Annotated in this window: 17 protein-coding genes; 9 read left to right on the top strand and 8 right to left on the bottom strand. The window is 69.7% G+C overall.

Going from position 1 to position 17,094, the window contains the following annotated elements:
- The first annotated feature begins 10 nt into the window (after nucleotides 1–10).
- The 6 genes from IG75_RS0131785 to IG75_RS0131760 are packed head-to-tail and all read left to right on the top strand — an operon-like array spanning nucleotide 11 to nucleotide 6,265.
- Nucleotides 11–847, top strand: a complete 837-nt coding sequence (locus IG75_RS0131785) for an ABC transporter permease (protein WP_051715356.1) — start codon at nucleotides 11–13, stop codon at nucleotides 845–847.
- Nucleotides 844–1,056 carry a hypothetical protein gene (locus IG75_RS0131780; protein WP_030525043.1) on the top strand — a complete coding sequence of 71 codons (213 nt, stop codon included), beginning with the start codon at nucleotides 844–846 and terminating at the stop codon, nucleotides 1,054–1,056. The genes IG75_RS0131785 and IG75_RS0131780 overlap by 4 nt, the downstream gene beginning before the upstream one ends.
- Nucleotides 1,044–2,681 (top strand): dipeptide ABC transporter ATP-binding protein, encoded by a 1,638-nt coding sequence (locus tag IG75_RS0131775; protein ID WP_425600715.1) that lies wholly within the window; start codon nucleotides 1,044–1,046, stop codon nucleotides 2,679–2,681. The genes IG75_RS0131780 and IG75_RS0131775 overlap by 13 nt, the downstream gene beginning before the upstream one ends.
- A complete protein-coding gene (locus tag IG75_RS0131770; RefSeq protein ID WP_030525041.1) occupies nucleotides 2,681–3,769 on the top strand; it encodes an LLM class flavin-dependent oxidoreductase in 1,089 nt (362 codons plus the stop codon). Before IG75_RS0131775 ends, IG75_RS0131770 begins: the two co-directional genes overlap by 1 nt.
- Nucleotide 3,770: 1 nt before the next feature.
- The gene (locus tag IG75_RS0131765; RefSeq protein ID WP_030525040.1) at nucleotides 3,771–5,135 is read left to right on the top strand and encodes an NtaA/DmoA family FMN-dependent monooxygenase; all 1,365 of its coding nucleotides are present in this window, start codon (nucleotides 3,771–3,773) and stop codon (nucleotides 5,133–5,135) included.
- The gene (locus IG75_RS0131760) at nucleotides 5,132–6,265 is read left to right on the top strand and encodes an LLM class flavin-dependent oxidoreductase (protein ID WP_030525039.1); all 1,134 of its coding nucleotides are present in this window, start codon (nucleotides 5,132–5,134) and stop codon (nucleotides 6,263–6,265) included. Before IG75_RS0131765 ends, IG75_RS0131760 begins: the two co-directional genes overlap by 4 nt.
- Before the next feature lie 51 nt (nucleotides 6,266–6,316).
- On the opposite strand, the gene IG75_RS0131755 is transcribed toward IG75_RS0131760, so the two are convergent.
- Nucleotides 6,317–6,877 carry a TetR/AcrR family transcriptional regulator gene (locus IG75_RS0131755; RefSeq protein WP_030525038.1) on the bottom strand — a complete coding sequence of 187 codons (561 nt, stop codon included), beginning with the start codon at nucleotides 6,875–6,877 and terminating at the stop codon, nucleotides 6,317–6,319.
- Here IG75_RS0131755 and IG75_RS0131750 point away from each other — a divergent pair.
- Nucleotides 6,876–8,153 (top strand): FAD-dependent monooxygenase, encoded by a 1,278-nt coding sequence (locus IG75_RS0131750; RefSeq protein WP_245713380.1) that lies wholly within the window; start codon nucleotides 6,876–6,878, stop codon nucleotides 8,151–8,153. The genes IG75_RS0131755 and IG75_RS0131750 overlap by 2 nt on opposite strands.
- A gap of 162 nt (nucleotides 8,154–8,315) precedes the next feature.
- Here the strand turns inward: IG75_RS0131750 and IG75_RS0131745 are convergent, their stop codons facing one another.
- A complete protein-coding gene (locus IG75_RS0131745) occupies nucleotides 8,316–9,038 on the bottom strand; it encodes a glucose 1-dehydrogenase (protein ID WP_030525036.1) in 723 nt (240 codons plus the stop codon).
- A 90-nt stretch (nucleotides 9,039–9,128) separates the two neighbouring features.
- Here IG75_RS0131745 and IG75_RS0131740 point away from each other — a divergent pair, with 90 nt between their 5' ends.
- A complete protein-coding gene (locus IG75_RS0131740) occupies nucleotides 9,129–9,557 on the top strand; it encodes a MarR family winged helix-turn-helix transcriptional regulator (protein WP_051715324.1) in 429 nt (142 codons plus the stop codon).
- A gap of 6 nt (nucleotides 9,558–9,563) precedes the next feature.
- Here IG75_RS0131740 and IG75_RS0131735 read toward each other — a convergent pair whose 3' ends face one another.
- From IG75_RS0131735 to IG75_RS0131710, 6 genes are all read right to left on the bottom strand, one after another.
- Nucleotides 9,564–10,910, bottom strand: a complete 1,347-nt coding sequence (locus tag IG75_RS0131735; protein WP_030525034.1) for an LLM class flavin-dependent oxidoreductase — start codon at nucleotides 10,908–10,910, stop codon at nucleotides 9,564–9,566.
- The gene (locus IG75_RS0131730) at nucleotides 10,907–11,653 is read right to left on the bottom strand and encodes an ABC transporter ATP-binding protein (protein WP_030525033.1); all 747 of its coding nucleotides are present in this window, start codon (nucleotides 11,651–11,653) and stop codon (nucleotides 10,907–10,909) included. The genes IG75_RS0131735 and IG75_RS0131730 overlap by 4 nt, the downstream gene beginning before the upstream one ends.
- Nucleotides 11,629–12,489 carry an ABC transporter permease gene (locus IG75_RS0131725; protein WP_030525032.1) on the bottom strand — a complete coding sequence of 287 codons (861 nt, stop codon included), beginning with the start codon at nucleotides 12,487–12,489 and terminating at the stop codon, nucleotides 11,629–11,631. Before IG75_RS0131725 ends, IG75_RS0131730 begins: the two co-directional genes overlap by 25 nt.
- Nucleotides 12,489–13,577 (bottom strand): ABC transporter substrate-binding protein, encoded by a 1,089-nt coding sequence (locus IG75_RS0131720; protein ID WP_030525031.1) that lies wholly within the window; start codon nucleotides 13,575–13,577, stop codon nucleotides 12,489–12,491. The genes IG75_RS0131725 and IG75_RS0131720 overlap by 1 nt, the downstream gene beginning before the upstream one ends.
- 150 nt (nucleotides 13,578–13,727) lie before the next feature.
- On the bottom strand, nucleotides 13,728–15,374 hold the full coding sequence (locus IG75_RS0131715; protein WP_373863784.1) for an alkaline phosphatase D family protein: 1,647 nt from the start codon (nucleotides 15,372–15,374) through the stop codon (nucleotides 13,728–13,730).
- A 49-nt stretch (nucleotides 15,375–15,423) separates the two neighbouring features.
- A complete protein-coding gene (locus tag IG75_RS0131710; protein ID WP_030525029.1) occupies nucleotides 15,424–15,609 on the bottom strand; it encodes a hypothetical protein in 186 nt (61 codons plus the stop codon).
- A gap of 442 nt (nucleotides 15,610–16,051) precedes the next feature.
- Between IG75_RS0131710 and IG75_RS0131705 the strand changes: the two genes are divergently transcribed.
- Nucleotides 16,052–17,005 (top strand): DNA polymerase domain-containing protein, encoded by a 954-nt coding sequence (locus IG75_RS0131705; protein ID WP_030525028.1) that lies wholly within the window; start codon nucleotides 16,052–16,054, stop codon nucleotides 17,003–17,005.
- Nucleotides 17,006–17,094: the final 89 nt, after the last annotated feature.

Below are 17,094 nucleotides of genomic sequence, written 5' to 3'. Positions count from 1 at the left end.
TCGCGAACTCGTGACACCGCCGCGCGAGAAGGTCCGGACACCGCGCGGCGGGCGGACCGCAGCCGGTGTGGTGTTCTCCGGGGCGGCGCTGATCCTGGTGCTGGGCTGGGCGACCGTGCCCGCCCTGTTCACCCGGGGCGACCCGCTGACCGGTGTACCGAGCGAGAAGTTCCGGGGCCCGAGCCCGCAGCATTGGTTCGGTACCGACAATCTGGGTCGTGACCTCTATACCCGGGTCGTGCACGCGGCCGCGCTGTCGCTGACGGCGACCGTGCTCGCCGTGGCGATCGGGCTGGTGGCCGGGTCGCTGCTCGGGGTGGTGTCGGGCGTGGTGGGCGGAACCCTGGACAGCATCGTCATGCGCTGTGTGGATGTGCTGCTGTCGATTCCGGAACTACTGGTTTCGCTGGCCCTGGTGACGGTGCTCGGTTTCGGCACCGGCAATGTCGCGCTCGCCGTCGGTGTCGCGCTCATCGCGCGGTTCGCCCGAGTGATGCGCGCCGAGGTGCTGCGGGTGCGGCAGGCGCCGTACGTGGAGGCCGCCCGCGCCTGCGGGGTGCGCTGGTACGGGGTGCTGTTCCGGCATGTCCTGCGCAATTCCTACGCGCCGGTGGCCGCGCTGGCCGCCGTCGAGTTCGGCCTCGCGGTGCTGGCGGTGTCGTCGCTGAGTTTTCTCGGCTACGGTGCCGCGCCACCGACTCCGGAATGGGGATCGCTGATCTCGGAGGGCCGCAACTATCTCGCCACCGCCTGGTGGCTGACCACGTTACCCGGTCTGGTCATCGTCGCGGTGGTGCTCGCCACCCAGCGTCTGGGCCGGGCCTTCGCCCAGGAGGGACTGCGGTGACACGTCAAGAAGTCGCCCGTGCACGGACCGGTCACCACACCGCCCGTACGTGGGCCGGCCGCGAAGCGGCACCCGTCGGATCGGAAGCCGGCGACCCGCTGGTGGCCACGGCGCGCCGGGCCCGCGGATTTCTGCGCGCCGGCTGGCGCTTCCAGTCCGGGCTGGCCGGACAACTGCCGCGACTCTTTTTGACCGGGTGGTCGTTGTGAGCGCGACGGGGGGCCCGCTGCTGCAGGTCGAGGATCTGGTGGTCGAGTACCGCACCGACGCGGCATCGACGACCGCGGTCGACGGGATATCCCTCACGATCGGCACCGGGGAGACGGTCGCCGTGGTCGGGGAGTCCGGTTCGGGCAAATCCAGTCTGGCCCACGCGGTGATCGGGTTGTTGAGCGGTGGCGGAGCGATCACCGCGGGCAGTGTGACCTTCGCCGGAGAGCGGCTCGACCGGCTACCGGCCCGCGGCTGGCGGCGGATCCGCGGCGCCCGGATCGGTTTGGTACCGCAGGACCCCGCGGTTTCGCTGAACCCGGTGCTGCGTATCGGTGACCAGGTTGCCGAAACACTGCGGATCCACGGCCGCGCCGACCGGCGTACCGCCGCTGCCGAGGCGATCCGGATCCTGACCGAGGCCGGAATCGATCGCCCGGCCCTGCGGGCCCGGCAGTTTCCGCAGGATCTGTCGGGCGGCCAGCGTCAGCGAGTACTGATCGGAATCGCCCTGGCGTGCGGTCCGCGCCTGGTCATCGCCGACGAACCGACCAGCGCGCTCGACGTCACCGTCCAGCGGCGCATCCTCGACCATCTGGCCGGTCGCACCGCCGAATCGGGTACCGCGGTCCTTCTGATCACCCACGACCTCGGCGTCGCCGCCGACCGCGCCGACCGTATCGTGGTGATGCGGCACGGCCGGATCGTGGAAACCGGTACCGCCGCCGCCGTGTTCACCGAGCCACGACACGAGTACACCCGCCGCCTGCTGGCCGCCGCCTCGGGAACGGGCCGGTCGCGCCGATCCGCACGTGCCCCCGCCGCCACACCGCTTTTGTCGGCCCACGGTCTGCACAAATCCTTCCGGGTGGCGCGCGGCACCACGCTCGCGGCCGTCACCGATGTCTCGCTGACCGTCGATCGCGGCGAAACCCTCGCGATCGTCGGCGAATCCGGCTCCGGTAAGTCCACGACCGCGCGGATCATCGCGCGGCTGGAGCGGCCCGACCGCGGCACCGTGGAATTCGACGGCACCGATATCGGCGCGCTGCGCGGGGCCCGGCTGCGGGAGTGGCGGCGACGCGTCCAGATCGTGTACCAGAACCCGTACGCCTCGCTGAACCCGAAACTGACCGTCGGCGCCATTATCGCCGAACCATTGCGGGCCTTCGAAGTCGGCGACCGGCCGGCCCGCGGTGACCGGGTCGCCGAACTGCTCGACCAGGTCGCGCTCCCGGTCACCGCCGCGCACCGCCGCCCGGCCGAACTGTCGGGCGGGCAGCGTCAGCGGGTGGCCATTGCCCGCGCCCTGGCCCTGCGCCCGGATCTGGTGATCCTCGACGAACCGGTGTCCGCGCTGGATGTCTCGGTGCAGGAACAGATCCTGGGCCTGCTCGACGCGCTGCAGACGGAACTGTCACTGAGCTATCTCTTCGTCTCCCACGATCTCGCGGTGGTCCGCGGGATGAGCGATCGGGTGGCGGTCATGCGGGAGGGCCGCATCGTGGAGACGGGCCGGACCGCGGAGATCTTCGAGGCGCCGCGGCACGAGTTCACCCGGGAACTGTTGCTGGCGGTGCCGGGGGCCGCGCGCCGGCACCGGCCGAGAGAAAGGACCGCCTGATGACGCAGGTGTCGCCCCTGCTGTTCGCTGTCGAATTGGCCGGTACCGGAGCACATCCCGCGTCCTGGCGGCGCGCGGATTCGCGGGCCGAGGACCTCTTCACCGGCAGGTACTGGGTCGACGCGGCGGCCGCCGTGGACCGGGCCGGCCTGGACCTGGTCTTCCTGCCGGATTCGTTCGCCCTGCAATCCGGCGGCGCGCGCGGGCGACTCGAAGCGGTCGGTATCGCCGCCCGGGTCGCGACGGCCACCACCCGGCTCGGCGTGATCCCGCAGGCCCCGGTCACCCATACCGAACCGTTCCATCTGTCGAAGGCGATCGCGAGTCTCGACTACGCGACCTCCGGCCGGGCGGGCTGGGAGGTGACGGTTTCGCCGGGTGCCGAACAGGCCCGCTTGTTCGGCCGCAAGGCCGAGCAGACCGCGGATTCGCTGTGGCGGGAAGCCGGCGAGGCGATCGAGGTGGTCACCCGGTTGTGGGACAGCTGGGAGGACGACGCCGAGATCCGCGACAGCGGCACCGGCCGGTTCATCGATCGCGACAAACTGCACTACATCGATTTCGCCGGGGACAACTTCTCGGTGAAGGGCCCGTCGATCACGCCGCGCCCGCCGCAGGGGCAGCCGCTGATCGCGGTGCGCGCCGCCGATCCGCACGCGACCAGGACGGCGGTGCGGTACGCCGATCTCATCCGGATCACCGCCCCGGACCCGGCCACCGCCGCGGAGACCCGGTCGGTCCTGCGTTCCGCGGTGGCGGCGGCGGGCCGCGATCCCCGGCAGGTGCGGGTGCTGCTCGATCTCGAGGTCCATCTCGCGCCGACGGCGGCGCGGGCCGCCCAAGAGGTGGCCGAACTGGAGGAGTGGAACGCCACCGCCGGCCCGGCCGGCCTTCGCCATGTGGGAACCACGGACACCCTGCGGGAGCTGGCCGAGCAGGTGCAGCGGGAATGCGCCGCGGACGGGATCGTGCTGCGGCCGCTGGCCCTCGCCTCGTTCCTGGACCGGCTCCCGGCGCCGCTCACCACCTTGCGCGGCAGGCTGGGCCTGCCGCGTCCCCACAACCGCTACGCGACCGAACGGGGCTGATATGCCGAAAGCACAGTCGGGTAGGCAGATCCATCTCGCCGCCCACTTCCCGGGGGTCAACAACACCACCGTCTGGACCGATCCGGAATCCGGTAGCCAGATCGACTTCGCATCCTTCGTCCACCTGGCCCGGACGGCCGAACGCGGACTGTTCGATTTCTTCTTTCTCGCCGAAGGTCTGCGGCTGCGCGAGCACCGCGGCCGGATCCACGATCTGGACGTCGTCGGCCGCCCCGACACCTTCACGGTGCTCAATGCCCTCGCCGGGGTCACGGACCGGCTGGGCCTGGCGGGCACCATCAACACGACCTTCAACGAACCGTTCGAACTGGCGAAACAATTCGCGACCCTCGATCACCTGTCCGGTGGGCGGGCCGCCTGGAACGCGGTCACCTCCTCTGACGCGTTCACCGGCGAGAATTTCCGCCGCGGCGGGTACCTCGAGCATGCCCAGCGATATACGCGGGCCGCGGAGGTGGTCGCGGCGAGCCGCACGCTGTGGGACAGCTGGCCCGCCGACGCGCTCGTCGTCGACCGGGAACAGGGCGTGTTCACGACGGCGCTCCCCGAGTTCCGCTACCGCAGTGATCAGTTCGATATCGAGGGCACGTTCGTCCTGCCGCGCAGCCCGCAGGGATATCCGGTGCAGTTGCAGGCCGGGGATTCCGAGGAGGGCCGGGAATTCGGTGCCGCCACCGCGGACGCGATCTTCAGCCGGCACGGTGAACTCGAAGCGGGACAGCAGTTCTACACCGATATGAAAGGCCGGCTGGCCAAGTACGGCCGCCACCGCGACGACCTGCTGATCCTGCCCGCGGCCACCTTCGTCCTCGGCGACAACCGGGCCGACGCCGAGGAACGCGCGCGGCACATCCGGCGCCGGCAGGTGGGCCCGCAGACCGCCATCGCCTTCCTCGAACAGGTCTGGGGCCGCGACCTGTCCGCCTACGACCCCGACGGCCCACTACCCGATATCGAACCGCTCGACGATGTGACCATCACCCGGGGCCGGGTGCGCCACGCCCGGGATCCGCGGGCCGTGGCCGAACAGTGGCGGGCCCGGGCCGAGGCGGAGAAACTCACGATCCGCGAACTGATCATCGAGGTCACCGCACGGCAGCAGTTCGTCGGGTCGCCGGCGGAGGTCGCCGCCGAAATCGACCGCTACGTCCAGGAGGACGTCGCCGACGGATTCATCCTGGTGCCCCACCTCACCCCGGCCGGGCTGGACGAATTCGTCGACACGGTGATCCCGGAACTACAGGACCGCGGCACCTACCGCACCGAGTACACCGGCACGACCCTGCGCGAGCATCTGGGTCTGCGCCATCCCCATCGAGCCGACGAGAAAGTGCGCGCCTCATGACGGTACCCCTGTCCGTTCTGGACCTGTCGCCGATCAGCACCGGATCCACCGCCCGGCAGGCGATCCGGAACACCATCGACCTCGCCCGGCAGGCCGAGGCGTGGGGTTACCGGCGGTTCTGGGTGGCCGAACACCATTTCGTCGCGGTCGCCTCCTCGGCACCGACCGAACTGATCGCCCTCATCGCCGGTGCCACCGAGACCATCCGCGTCGGTTCGGCTGCGGTCCAGGCCGGCTACCGTACCTCGGCCTCGGTCGTCGAATCGTTCGGCACCATCGACGCCCTGTACCCCGGCCGGCTCGATCTGGGACTGGGCCGTTCGGCACATCGGATCGGACAACTTCGGTCCGCGACCACCCCGGCCGCGCCCGCCCCGCAACGTCCGACCGAGGTCCGCGACGGTGTGGTGATCCCGCCCCCGTTCGCGCCCGACCGGATCCGCGATACCACCAGGCTGGTGGCCTCGCTGGAAGCGCTGCGGCTACCGGGCGCCGAACCCCTCGACTACACCCGGCAGGTCGAGGAGATCCGCGCGCTGCTCGCGGGTACCTATTCGACCGCCGACGGCGTCGACCTGCACGCCGTGCCCGGGGAGGGCGCCGGGGTCGAACTCTGGTTGTTCGGCAGCAGCGGCGGCGAGAGCGCCCGGCTGGCCGGTGCGCTCGGCCTGCCGTTCGTGGCGAACTACCACGTCTCCCCGGGGACCGTCCTGGAAACCGTCGAGGCCTACCGGACGGCATTCCGTCCCTCGCCGCGCTATCCGCGACCGTACCTGGTGGTTTCGGCCGATGTCGTGGTCGCCCCGCAGGAGTCGACCGCCCGCCATCTGGCCTCCACCTACGGCCACTGGGTGGCGGGTATCCGCAGTGGCGCGGGCGCCGCGGAATACCTCGACCCCGACACCGCGCCGCCGCTGACCGTCGACCAGCGGCGGCTGGTCGACGACCGGGTGAACACCCAATTCGTCGGAACCCCCGCCTCGGTCGCCGCCCGGCTGACCGCGCTGCGCGATCTCACCGGCGCCGACGAACTCGTCGTCACCAGCGTCACCCACCGGCACGAGGACCGCCTCACCTCGCACCGCCTGCTGGCCGAGGAGTGGGGCCTCAGCCGCGTCCGCGCCGCATAGCTGCGGCGGCTCGCTGCCCGGTCGATCCGGCCGATGGGGAGATCGACCAGGTCACTGCGGGGCATCGGTGAGCCGGCGCAGGCCTTCGGCGAGTTCGCTGCCGGTGGGGGCGCAGTGGGGGTCGATGAGGTACTGGGCCGCGATTCCGGTGAGTAGGGCTTGATAGAGGGCGCCGCGGCTGCGTGCGGCGGCGGTGTCGTTGTCGTCGGTGCCGTCGAAGAGCCGGGCCAGCCCGGCGCGGGCCTCGCCGAGATTGCCCGCGAGTTGCGCGCGTGCTTCGGGGTGGGCGAGGGCGTCGAAGGTGGCCGACCACACACCGCGATGAGCGGCGATCGTGGATGCCGCCGCGTCCCAGCGGTCGGCGAACCGCTGCCACGGATCACTGCCGGGGTCGGAATCTCCGGCCAACGCCCGCTCCAGATCGGCGCCCCATTCGCGGGTGGCTTCGGCCAGCGCCTCGGTGAGCAGGGCTTCCTTGGAGCCGAAGTGGTAGCCGATGGCCGCCATGCTCACCCCAGCGGCGGTCGCGATATCGCGCACCGTGGTGCGTGCGTAGCCCTTGTCGAACAGACACCGTCGGGCACCGGCCAACAGATCCTCACGATTTCCCATGGCCACCAGGGTAGCGCAATCGATTAATACGATCGTCTTGCGCATCTGCGCAATTTTTCTTAGTGTCTCTGGCATGCAGCAGATGAGCAACCGCAATGTCTTGATCTCCGGCGCCGGCATCGCCGGCCCCGCGCTGGCGTTCTGGCTGAAGCGATATGGGTTCACCCCGACGGTCGTGGAGAAGGCGCCGACCCTGCGTGAGGGCGGGCAGGCCATCGATGTGCTCGGCACCGCCACCGAGGTCGTGCGCCGCATGGGCTTGCTCGAGCGAGTGCAGGAACTCGGCACTGGTAAGCGCGGCACGTCCTACGTCGATGCGCGCGGAAGGGTACGCGCCAGCATCTCCAGCGAGACATTCAACGGTGTGGGCGCCAACGGTGACACCGAGATTCAGCGCGGTGACCTCGCCCGGGTGCTCTATGAGGCCACCCGCGACGTGGAGTACATGTTCGGCGACTCCATCACCGCTCTGACACAAGACCAGGACGGTGCGCGAGTGAGTTTCGAACACGCGTCGCCGCGTACTTTCGATTTGGTCATCGGCGCCGACGGTGCCCATTCGCACACGTGTGCACTGGCTTTCGGCCCCGAAGCGCAGTTCGCACGGCATATGGGCTACTACATCGGCATCTACACAGTTCCGAACTTCCTCGGACTCGATCACTGGGAGCTGGACTACAACACTCCCGGCATGATCGCGGGCGCCTACAGCGCCCGCGAGAACACCGAAGCCAAAGCGATTTTCGCGTGGGCATCGGATCCGATCGACTACGACCACCGCGACGCCGGGCAACAGAAGAAGATTGTCGCGGACGCTTTCGCGGGACAGGGCTGGCAAGTGCCGCAGCTGCTCGCCCACCTCGACGACGCACCGGACTTCTACTTCGACGCGATGACCCAGATCCACATGGACACCTGGCACAACGGCCGCGTCGCCCTCGTCGGCGACGCCGGATACTGCGCCTCCCCACTATCAGGCCAGGGCGCGGATCTCTCATTGGTCGGCGCATACAGCCTCGCCGGTGAATTGGCGACCGCCGCAGGCGATCACACCATCGCGTTTCCTGCCTACGAACAGCAGCTGCGCCCCATGGTCGACGCCTGCCAGAAGTTCGCCGAGGGTACCGGCGCCTGGTACGCCCCGGCCGGCAAAGTGATGATCGGCTTCCGCAATCTCAACGTGCGTCTGCTGCCCTACCTGCCGTGGCGTGGCCTCATCGGCGGTGCTCCGCAGAAGGTCGCGCGCACCATCGCAGCCAAGGACTACGCCGCCTGACCACCCGGTGCCCGACCACCTACTCCCTCCGCCACGATTGATTCAGGAGTACAGATGCGCGTCTTCGGCATCGAACTGTTGGCTCGTGCGTCGCGCCGGATCGCGGCGTAGAGCTCGGCCTTCGTCCGATTCGGCGCATCGACCCCCGATGCCGGCCACGGTTCAGAAGGCCCCGCCCGAGGCGGGTAGGGACGCCCCGGTGATCCACCGGGCCTCCTCGGAAACGAGAAAGCCCACGATATCGGCGATATCGGCGGGTTCGCCGATTCGGCGCATCGGGATGGTCGCGGCGATCCGGTCGACCTGCCCGACCCCCGCGGCGGCCAGCGCGTCGGTGCGTACGGCGCCGGGCCGCACACTGTTGACCGTGATCGCGCGTGGGGCGAGTTCCCGGGCGAGTACCCGCACCAGCTGTTCGGACGCGGCCTTTCCGGCCGCGTAGAGCCCGGAGCCCGGCCGGTGGGTGACGGTCGCGCCGGAGGACACCAGCACGATCCGCCCACTGTCGCGCAACCGGTTCGCGGCCTCGCGCAGGACGTAGAAGGTGGCTTTCGTATTGATCGCGAACTGTTGATCGAAATCGTCGTCGGTGGCCTCGGCGAGGGGAGAGAAGCGGGCGATTCCGGCGTTGCTCACCACGATATCGATACCGCCGAATGTCTGCTCGGCGGTATCGAACAGGGCGCGGACCTGGTCGGAATCGGCGACATCCGATCGCACGGATAGTGCACGGCCGCCTCCGGTTTCGATGGCGTCGACGACCTCCGCGGCGGCCGCGCGGTCGGTTCGGTAATTGACGACGACCGAGGCGCCGGTGCCGCCGAGTCGCTGGGCTATCGCCCGGCCGATGCCGCGGGAACCTCCGGTGACCACTGCGACGGGCACGACTGCCTCCAAAGGTATGGTGTATGGATAGTCGCTATACTCGACTAACTATCCTGCCTCGTCAACCGTCGATCATCTAAACTGCTCGTCGTGGCAGTGAACGATCACGACCTGGTTGCCGCCCTCGGCGGGCTCTACCGTGAGGTGAACGCGTTCTATGGGGCGGTAGCCCGCGAATTCGGCCTCACCGCCCAGCAGATCGCGCTGCTCTGCCTGGTCCAGGCCCGGCATCCGACATTCGGCGAACTCGCCGCCGCGCTCGGCTGCGACAAGACCAATATCACCGGCATGGTGGACCGGCTGGAACGCCGCGGTTACGTAGCGCGGCAACCTGATCCGGCCGACCGCCGGATCAGCCGGGTGGCGCCGACCGCCGCGGGCGTGGCGATCGGCGCGGATATCCAGGCGGCCATCGCCGGAAAGCTCGCCGCCACCCTGCCACATGTCGCGCGGATCGAACTCGCCACCGCCGCGGCCGATCTGGTCACCGCCCTGTCCGACCGCGGCGGAGCGCGTTAGCCGTCGCTATCCGGCCACCGGCTGCGGCGCGTAACGACTCGCCGGTTTGGGCAGCCCGAAGTGGTCGCGCAGGGTGGTGCCGGTGTACTCGGTCCGGAACAGCCCGCGCTGCCGCAGGATCGGAACCACGGTTTCGGTGAAGACCTCGAGGCCGCCGGGATAGTAGGGCGGCATCACGTTGAAACCGTCCGCGGCACCGGAGCGGAACCACTCCTCGATGGTGCCGGCCACCTGCTCCGGGGTGCCCGCGAAGACCCGGTGCCCGCGCGCGCCCGCCAGCCGGTGCAGCAGACCGCGCAGGGTCGGCCGCTCCCGCTCGACGATCCCGGCCACCACCTGACGCCGGCTCGCCGAATTGTCGGTGACATCGCCGGCATCGGCGAACAATTCGACCGGTACCGGTTCGTCGAGTTCGAGATGCCGCAGTGATTCGTTGGCCAGCGATTCCAGCTGCGTGATGCCGTACTCGGGCACGGTGAGCTCGTTGAACTCCCGCTCCAGCTGTTTCGCCGCCGACTCGGTGCCCGCGATGAACGGACTGATGCCGGGCAGGATTTTCACCTGGTCGGGTGCGCGGCCGAAATCCGCCGCCCGCTTCCTGATATCGCGGTAGAACGCCTGGGCGTCGCTCAGCCGCTGATGCGCGGTGAAGATCGCCTCGGCGTACCGCCCGGCGAAGGCGCGGCCGTCGTTGGACGCTCCCGCCTGCACCAGCACCGGATATCCCTGCGGCGTGCGGGCCGAATTGAACGGCCCGCGTACCCGCAGGTGTTCGCCCGCGAAATCGATGGGATGGATCTTGTCCGGGTCCGCGTACCGGCCGCCGGCGCGGTCCAGCAGGATGGCGTCGTCCTCCCAGCTGTCCCACAGCGCGGTGACGGCGTCCACGAATTCGCGGGCCCGCGCGTAGCGCTCGGTGTGATCGGGATGGCGATCCAGCCCGAAATTGGCGGCGGCCAGATCGGTGCCGGTGGTGACGATGTTCCAGCCCGCCCGGCCGCCGGAGATATGGTCCAGCGAGGAGAACAGCCGGGCCAGATTGTAGGGCTCGTAGTAGGTGGTGGACGCCGTGGCGATCAGGCCCAGATGCGTGGTCGCCGCGGCGATCGCGGTCAGCAGCGTGATGGGCTCGAGGCCGGGCGCGGCGTTGTAGGCGACATTGGTTCGCAGTGCCGGTCCGTCGGCGAAGAACACCGCGTCGAAGGTCGCGGCCTCGGCGGTTCGGGCGATCTCCTGGTAGTAGCGGACATCGTAGATCCGGTCGGGGCGGCTGGCCGGATGGCGCCAGGCCGCCTCGTGGTGCCCGGCGGGGTAGATGAACGCGTTGAGACTCAGCCGGCGTGGTTCGGTCATCGGGCATCGTCCTCGTACTGAGTGGGTTCGGTGGAGACACCGAGCGCGGCCAGGAGTTGTTCGCGGTAGTGGGCGACGGCGGGATCACCGTGCCGGCGCGGGCGGGCCTGCTCGATGGACAGGTCGACGGCGATGCGGCCCTCGTCGAGGACGAGCACCCGGTCGGCGAGTAGCACCGCCTCGTCCACATCGTGCGTGACCAGTAGTACCGCGGGGCGGTGCCGGGCGCAGAGATCCTGTAGCAGTCCGTGCATCCGGATCCGGGTGAGCGCGTCCAGCGCGCCGAACGGTTCGTCGGCGAGCAGCAGTGCCGGTTCGCGGACCAGGGAGCGGGCCAGCGCCACCCGCTGCTGTTCGCCGCCGGACAGTTCTCGGGGCCAGGCCTTCTCCCGGCCGGCCAGGCCGACCTCGGCCAGCGCGTCACGGCCACGCTGCGCGGTGCCCGGACCGCTCACACCGAGCGTGACATTGTCGAGCACCTCGAGCCACGGCAGCAGCCGGGAATCCTGGAACACCACCGACCGCTCCCGAGGAACCGTCAGCTCACCGTCGCCGGCGACATCGTGGTCCAGTTCACCGAGTGCCCGCAGCAGGGTGCTCTTACCGGAACCGCTACGGCCCAGCAGCGCCACGAACTCGCCCCGCGCGATATCGAGATCCACCCCGCGCAATACGATCCGGTCACCGAACCCGCGCCGCAGCGCACGGACCCGGACGGTCAGTCCGACAGTGTCTGTCGCCATGCCAGCGCCCTCCGCTCCAGCACGCGGACGGCCAGGTCACCGAAAAGACCCAGCAGCCCGTAGATCACCAGTCCCACCACGATCACGTCGATCTGCCCGTAGGTGCGTGCCTGGGTCATCAGATAGCCGATACCGCTGGTGGCGTTCACCTGCTCGACCACCACCAGGGCCAGCCAGGAGATGGTGACCGCCAGCCGCAATCCGGTGAAGAAGCCCGGCAGAGAACCGGGAAGCGCGACCCGGCGGATGAAACCCCACCGGGACAGGCCGACCGTCTGCGCCAGCTCCACATACCGCGCGTCGACTCCGCGCAGCGAGGCGTGCGTGTTGATGTACACCGGTACCAGCACACTGGCGGTGATGACGATGAGCTTCATCTCTTCGCCGATCCCGAACCACACGATGAACAGCGGGATCAGCGCGAGGGTCGGAATGGAGCGCTTGATCTGCACCGGGCCGTCCACGAGCGCCTCACCGATCCGGCTCAGGCCGGAGACCAGTGCGAGAACCACGCCGATCGACACCCCGAGCACGAGAGCGATCGCGGCCCGCTGCAACGAGGTGAGCAGATTGGACTGCAGGGTGCCCGCGGCGATCAGATCACCCGCGGTCCGGGCCACATCCCACGGCGCGGGTAGCGTCTCGGCATCGAGAGCGCCGGACAGCGAACCGATCACCCAGGCGGCCAGCAGTAGCACGGGACCCAGCGCGAAACCGAACGGGATCGGCCGGCCGGGCCCGAGGCGGACCCGGCGCCCGGACCGGGCGGACCGGGCCGATGGTGCGAGCGGCGCGGAATCCGCCCGTGCGCCCGCGGAGATATCCAAGGTGGCCACTACTGTGCCTCCCGTTCGAATCGTGCGCCCACGGCGGGCACGGTCTCGCTGATCACCTGGTCGAACCGGGTATCGAAACCGTCCGCGGCCTCGACCTTGCGCGGCAGCTGACCGGCTGCGCCGATGACATTTATGGTCGCCTGCTGCGCGTCGATCAGCTTCTGATCCAGATGGGGGAAGGTGAATTCCCCGAGCGAATCGACGATCCGGCCGGCATCGTCGGCGCTGAGCTTCTGATTCTCGATGTAGTAGATCCGGGCCCACTCGTCCCGGTGCGTATTGGTCCAGTGGAACGACCGCACGAAGGCCCCGACGAGGGCGCGCAGCGCGGCGGACTTCGCCGGATCCTGGGTGGCTTCCCGCCGGGAGTACAGATAGCCCAGGCCGTAATAGATACCGGTGGTTTCCGAATCGGCGATCACGGTCGCGCCCGGAGTACGCAGGAACCGGGTGAGCCGCGGCTCGTTCAGCGGGGCGATATCGACCTGCCCGGTGCGGACCGCATCGTTGAAATCGGCCAGCTGTAGCCGCACCAGCTCGACATCGGACGTGGTCAGACCGGCCTTGTCCAGTGCGCGCAATACCGCCGCCTGCTGAGCCGTCCCTTCGGCGTAGGCGATCTTCTTACCTGTCAGATCGGTCAGCCGGGTCGCCGTGACACCCGGCGCGACAGCGAGTTTGATCCCCGCCGGATCGCTCTGATAGGCCGCGATGATCGGCACGTCCTGACCGGCGGCGAGGGCATGGATCGGCGGCACATCACCCACCGGCGCCACATCGGCCGCCCCTGCCCGGAATGCCTCCAGGATCTCCGGGCCGCCGATGAAATTCGCGAACTCCACCTTGAACGGCAATTTCTCCAGTTCGCCGGAGGCGCGCAGCGCGGTCTGGAAACGTTCCTGCTGGTCGGCGACCACCAGGGTGGTGCCCGGCGGAACCTCGGTGGGTAGCGGCGTATCGAGTGCGGCGCCACCGGGGCCGTCACTACTGTTGCACCCGGTCAGCGCCATTCCGGCAGCGGCGACGGCGAGGAGCATCGCGACCGACCGGAGTCGGAAACGCGCGGCAAGAGAACGAGACTGGTGCATAGCGGCATTGAAACAATGTCGCGGTCACGGGGGAATGATTAATAAGACGGTGATCCGAACTGTATCCATCTGTCCTGCCTCCGCAGCAGCAGAACCGGAGGCCGGCCGTCCGAGTGGACGGCCGAAGTGACCCTCGGTTCTGCCGACGGATCACCCGCCCGGCCGGAGGCGGCCGCCGTGGGGCAGTTCCCAGGCGGCCGCCATTCGGACGCCGGTGCCTGCGTCGGTGACATCTCCGACGTAGTACCACTCCATCCGCACTCGATCGGGTACGAGTTCCACCACGCCGTAGCCGTGGGAATCGAGTTCGGTGTAGTGGATGTGCTTGTTGAGCGCCCGCACCGACTCCGCGAGCGCGACCGAAGCCGTGCGCCGCGGGGGCGGCAGCATATCCCCGATCCCGGTGGAGGTCACCGACGGCACCACGAATTCGGCTCCCGCGGTAGGGCCGCCCGGGTAGCGCGCGGCGTCGAGCGGGACGTCGGAGGCCCAGGAGCTGTGGATATCGCCGGTGAGGAAGACGACGTCGCCGACGCCGCGGTCGGTCAGGGCTTGAAGGAGGCGGCGGCGGTCGGCGGGATAGCCGTCCCACTGGTCGGTGTTGAGGGCCAGACCCTCGCGGGGGATACCGAACACCTCGGTGACGGCCGCGGTGGTCCGGGGGTCCAGTGGTGGGAACGCCAGCGGCGCGATCATGACCGAATTACCGACCACCTGCCAGCGCGCGGAGCCGGAAACCAATCCGGCGGTGAGCCATTCCATCTGACGCGAACCGGTGATCGTACGGGCCGGGTCGTCACCTTCCCGGGTACCGAGCTCGGGTTGGCGGTCCCGATAGCTGCGCAGATCCAGCATCGACAGCTCGGCCAGAGTGCCGAACCGCAGCCGGCGGTAGATCCGGGTCTCCCCGGCCGTGGTCTGCAGCCGGACCGGCATCCATTCCGCGTACGCGCGGATCGAGGCGGCGCGCCGATCCGCCCAGCTGCCCTCGGACGCGGGGTCGTGGTTCTCCGCGCCGCCGGACCATGCGTTGTTCGCGGATTCGTGGTCGTCCCAGGTGCAGATGAACGGCACCCGCGCGTGCAGGGCCGTGAGGTCGGGGTCGGTTTTGTATTGTCCGTGCCGGATCCGGTAATCGGCGAGCGAGACGATCTCGTGCACCGGCTCGTGCCGCCGGACCGTCCCGGCGCGGCCGTCGAAGGATCCGGAGCGGTATTCGTAGAGGTAGTCGCCCAGGTGGACGACGGCGTCGAGATCGTCGCGGGCGGCGAGGTGACGGTAGGCGGCGAAATACCCCGCTTCCCAGTTGGCGCAGGAGACCACGCCGAAACGCAGCCGGGCGGGGGAGTCCGCATCGGCCGGGGCGGTGCGGGTCCGGCCGGTCGGCGACGTCGCACCGAGGGCATGGAACCGGTAGTGGTAATCGTGGGCCGGGCCCAGACCGCGTACGTCCACCTTCACCGTGTGATCGGAGTCCGCGCTCGCGGTGAGCGAGCCGGCGGCGACCACCGTGGCGAACCCCGCGTCCTCGGCGATCTCCCACCGGACGGTGGCCGGGGCGCCGATTCCCGATCCCGGCAGGGCCTGTGGCCCGACGGTCACCCTGGTCCAGAGGACGACGCCGTCGGGTAGCGGATCACCGGAGGCGACGCCGTGCCCGAACACCGGGCTCGCCGCATACGCGGTGGGGACGGGTAAGGCGGCCGCCGCGGCGGTCACCGCCCCCGCGCGTAGTACGGTCCGGCGGTCCGGTGCGACCGGGACCCCGATGTTCGAAACGCTGCCGTTTCCGCTCACGTTCTCCGATCACAGCCGATCGGGCGGAATTCGGCAAATCGGGGAGACTTCAGGCCGCGTCGGCGTCCCGGTAGCGGAGTTCGAGGGTCACCCGGCGCGCGAGATATCCGGTCGCCCACGGGGCGAATTCGCGGGCGATCCAGGCGCCGTGCCGGTCATCGAGCCCGAGGAGCCGGCAGGCGTGCCGCAGGTCCTCACGCATTCGCAGGGTGTCGCGCTGGGTGGTGTCGCTCATAGCTGCTCCGATGTGCCGGGAAAGGGGAAAGCGCGTTGTCCGGACATCGTGATTGCGGCACCGGATGTTTCGCGGCCCACTCGGCTCGCCGTCACCGGCAGCTGTCGGGATCCTGGTGTTTCGAGTGCTTCTGCCTGCGGCGGTACTGCTTACCGGACGGGATCGGCCGGGCGGCGTTCGATGCGCGCCGGGCGTGCCGGCGCCGCCAGCCGGTGAGGTCCGGGCGTTCTTCGGGGGGTCGGGAGTCGGGCGGAGCCGGTATCGGGGTTCGTGGTGGCACAGGGCAACGATCCGGATCGTGCGCGCGACGCGCAACCGAAATATGGTCCCGCGCGTTGTTGTGGCCGCCCGATTCGGGAACCGGGAGCGCGGTGTGCCCGGGTTGCCGCCGCGGCGGTAGCCCGTGGTTGACCCCGGTGCCGCCGGCGGGCATGGTGAGGCGATGACCAGTGACGAGGTCCGCCGCGGGGTTCCGGTGACGAATCCGGATCAGCCGCTGTTCGACGGCGCCGAGGCGACCAAGCGAGACCTGCTGGACTATCTGGAGGCGGTCGGGGAGCGCCTGGTGCGGGTGCTGCGGGACCGCCCGCTGTCGGTGGTCCGCGTCCGGCCGGGGCAGGAGTCGTTCATGCAGAAGAACCTGCCGAAGTACACGCCCGAGTGGGTCCGGCGGACGACGGTCTGGGCGGAGAGTTCGCGGCGCGAGATCTCCTATGCGCTGTGCGACGATATGCCGACCCTGCTGTGGTTCGGTAACCAGCGGGCTGTCGAATACCACCCGACCCTGGTCACTTCCGACCCCGGAGCCGGGCCGACGTATCTCGTTCTCGACCTCGACCCGTCACCCGGGCAGACCTTCCGGCACGCGGCGAAGGCGGCACAGTTGATCCGCGCGGCGTTGACGGACGCCGGATTGACCGGTGCGGTGAAGACCAGCGGCGCCAAAGGAGCCCATGTGTTCGTGCCGATCGCGCCGGGTACCCGCCACGAGGACGCGGCCGCGGCGACGCGGGCGATCGCCGCCCGGGCCGAGCGCCTCGATCCCGGTTTCGCCACCACCGCGTTCATCAAGGAGGACCGCGGGGGCAAGGTCTTTCTCGACCCGACGCGCACCGGCGGCGCGACCGTCGTCGCGGCCTACAGTCCGCGTATCCGCCCCGGTGTTCCCGTCTCGTTCCCGCTCGCCTGGGCCGACCTCGACGAGGTGACGCCGGCGGACTTCACGATACGGACGGTGCCTGCTCTGTTGGCGGATACCGACCCCTGGTCGGCCGCCATGCCCGGACCGCAGGCGATTCCGGCCGATCTGGTCGCCGAGGGACACACGATCCCGGTTCCCCGGGTCCAGGCGATGCACGAGGGCAAACGGCGTGCCCGTGCCCGCCGGGCCACCTGATAACGCCCATCCACCGGGCAGGAACCGGCGGCGTCGGAGCCGAGCCGCCGCGGCCTGGCGGATACCGAGCGAGCGGCGGGGCGTTCGTG

The sequence above is a fragment of the Nocardia rhamnosiphila NBRC 108938 genome (assembly GCF_000720425.1).
Lineage (GTDB): Bacteria > Actinomycetota > Actinomycetes > Mycobacteriales > Mycobacteriaceae > Nocardia > Nocardia rhamnosiphila.
The sequence above is the reverse complement of the archived record's forward strand: the minus strand, read 5'-3'. Positions and strand labels throughout refer to the sequence as shown.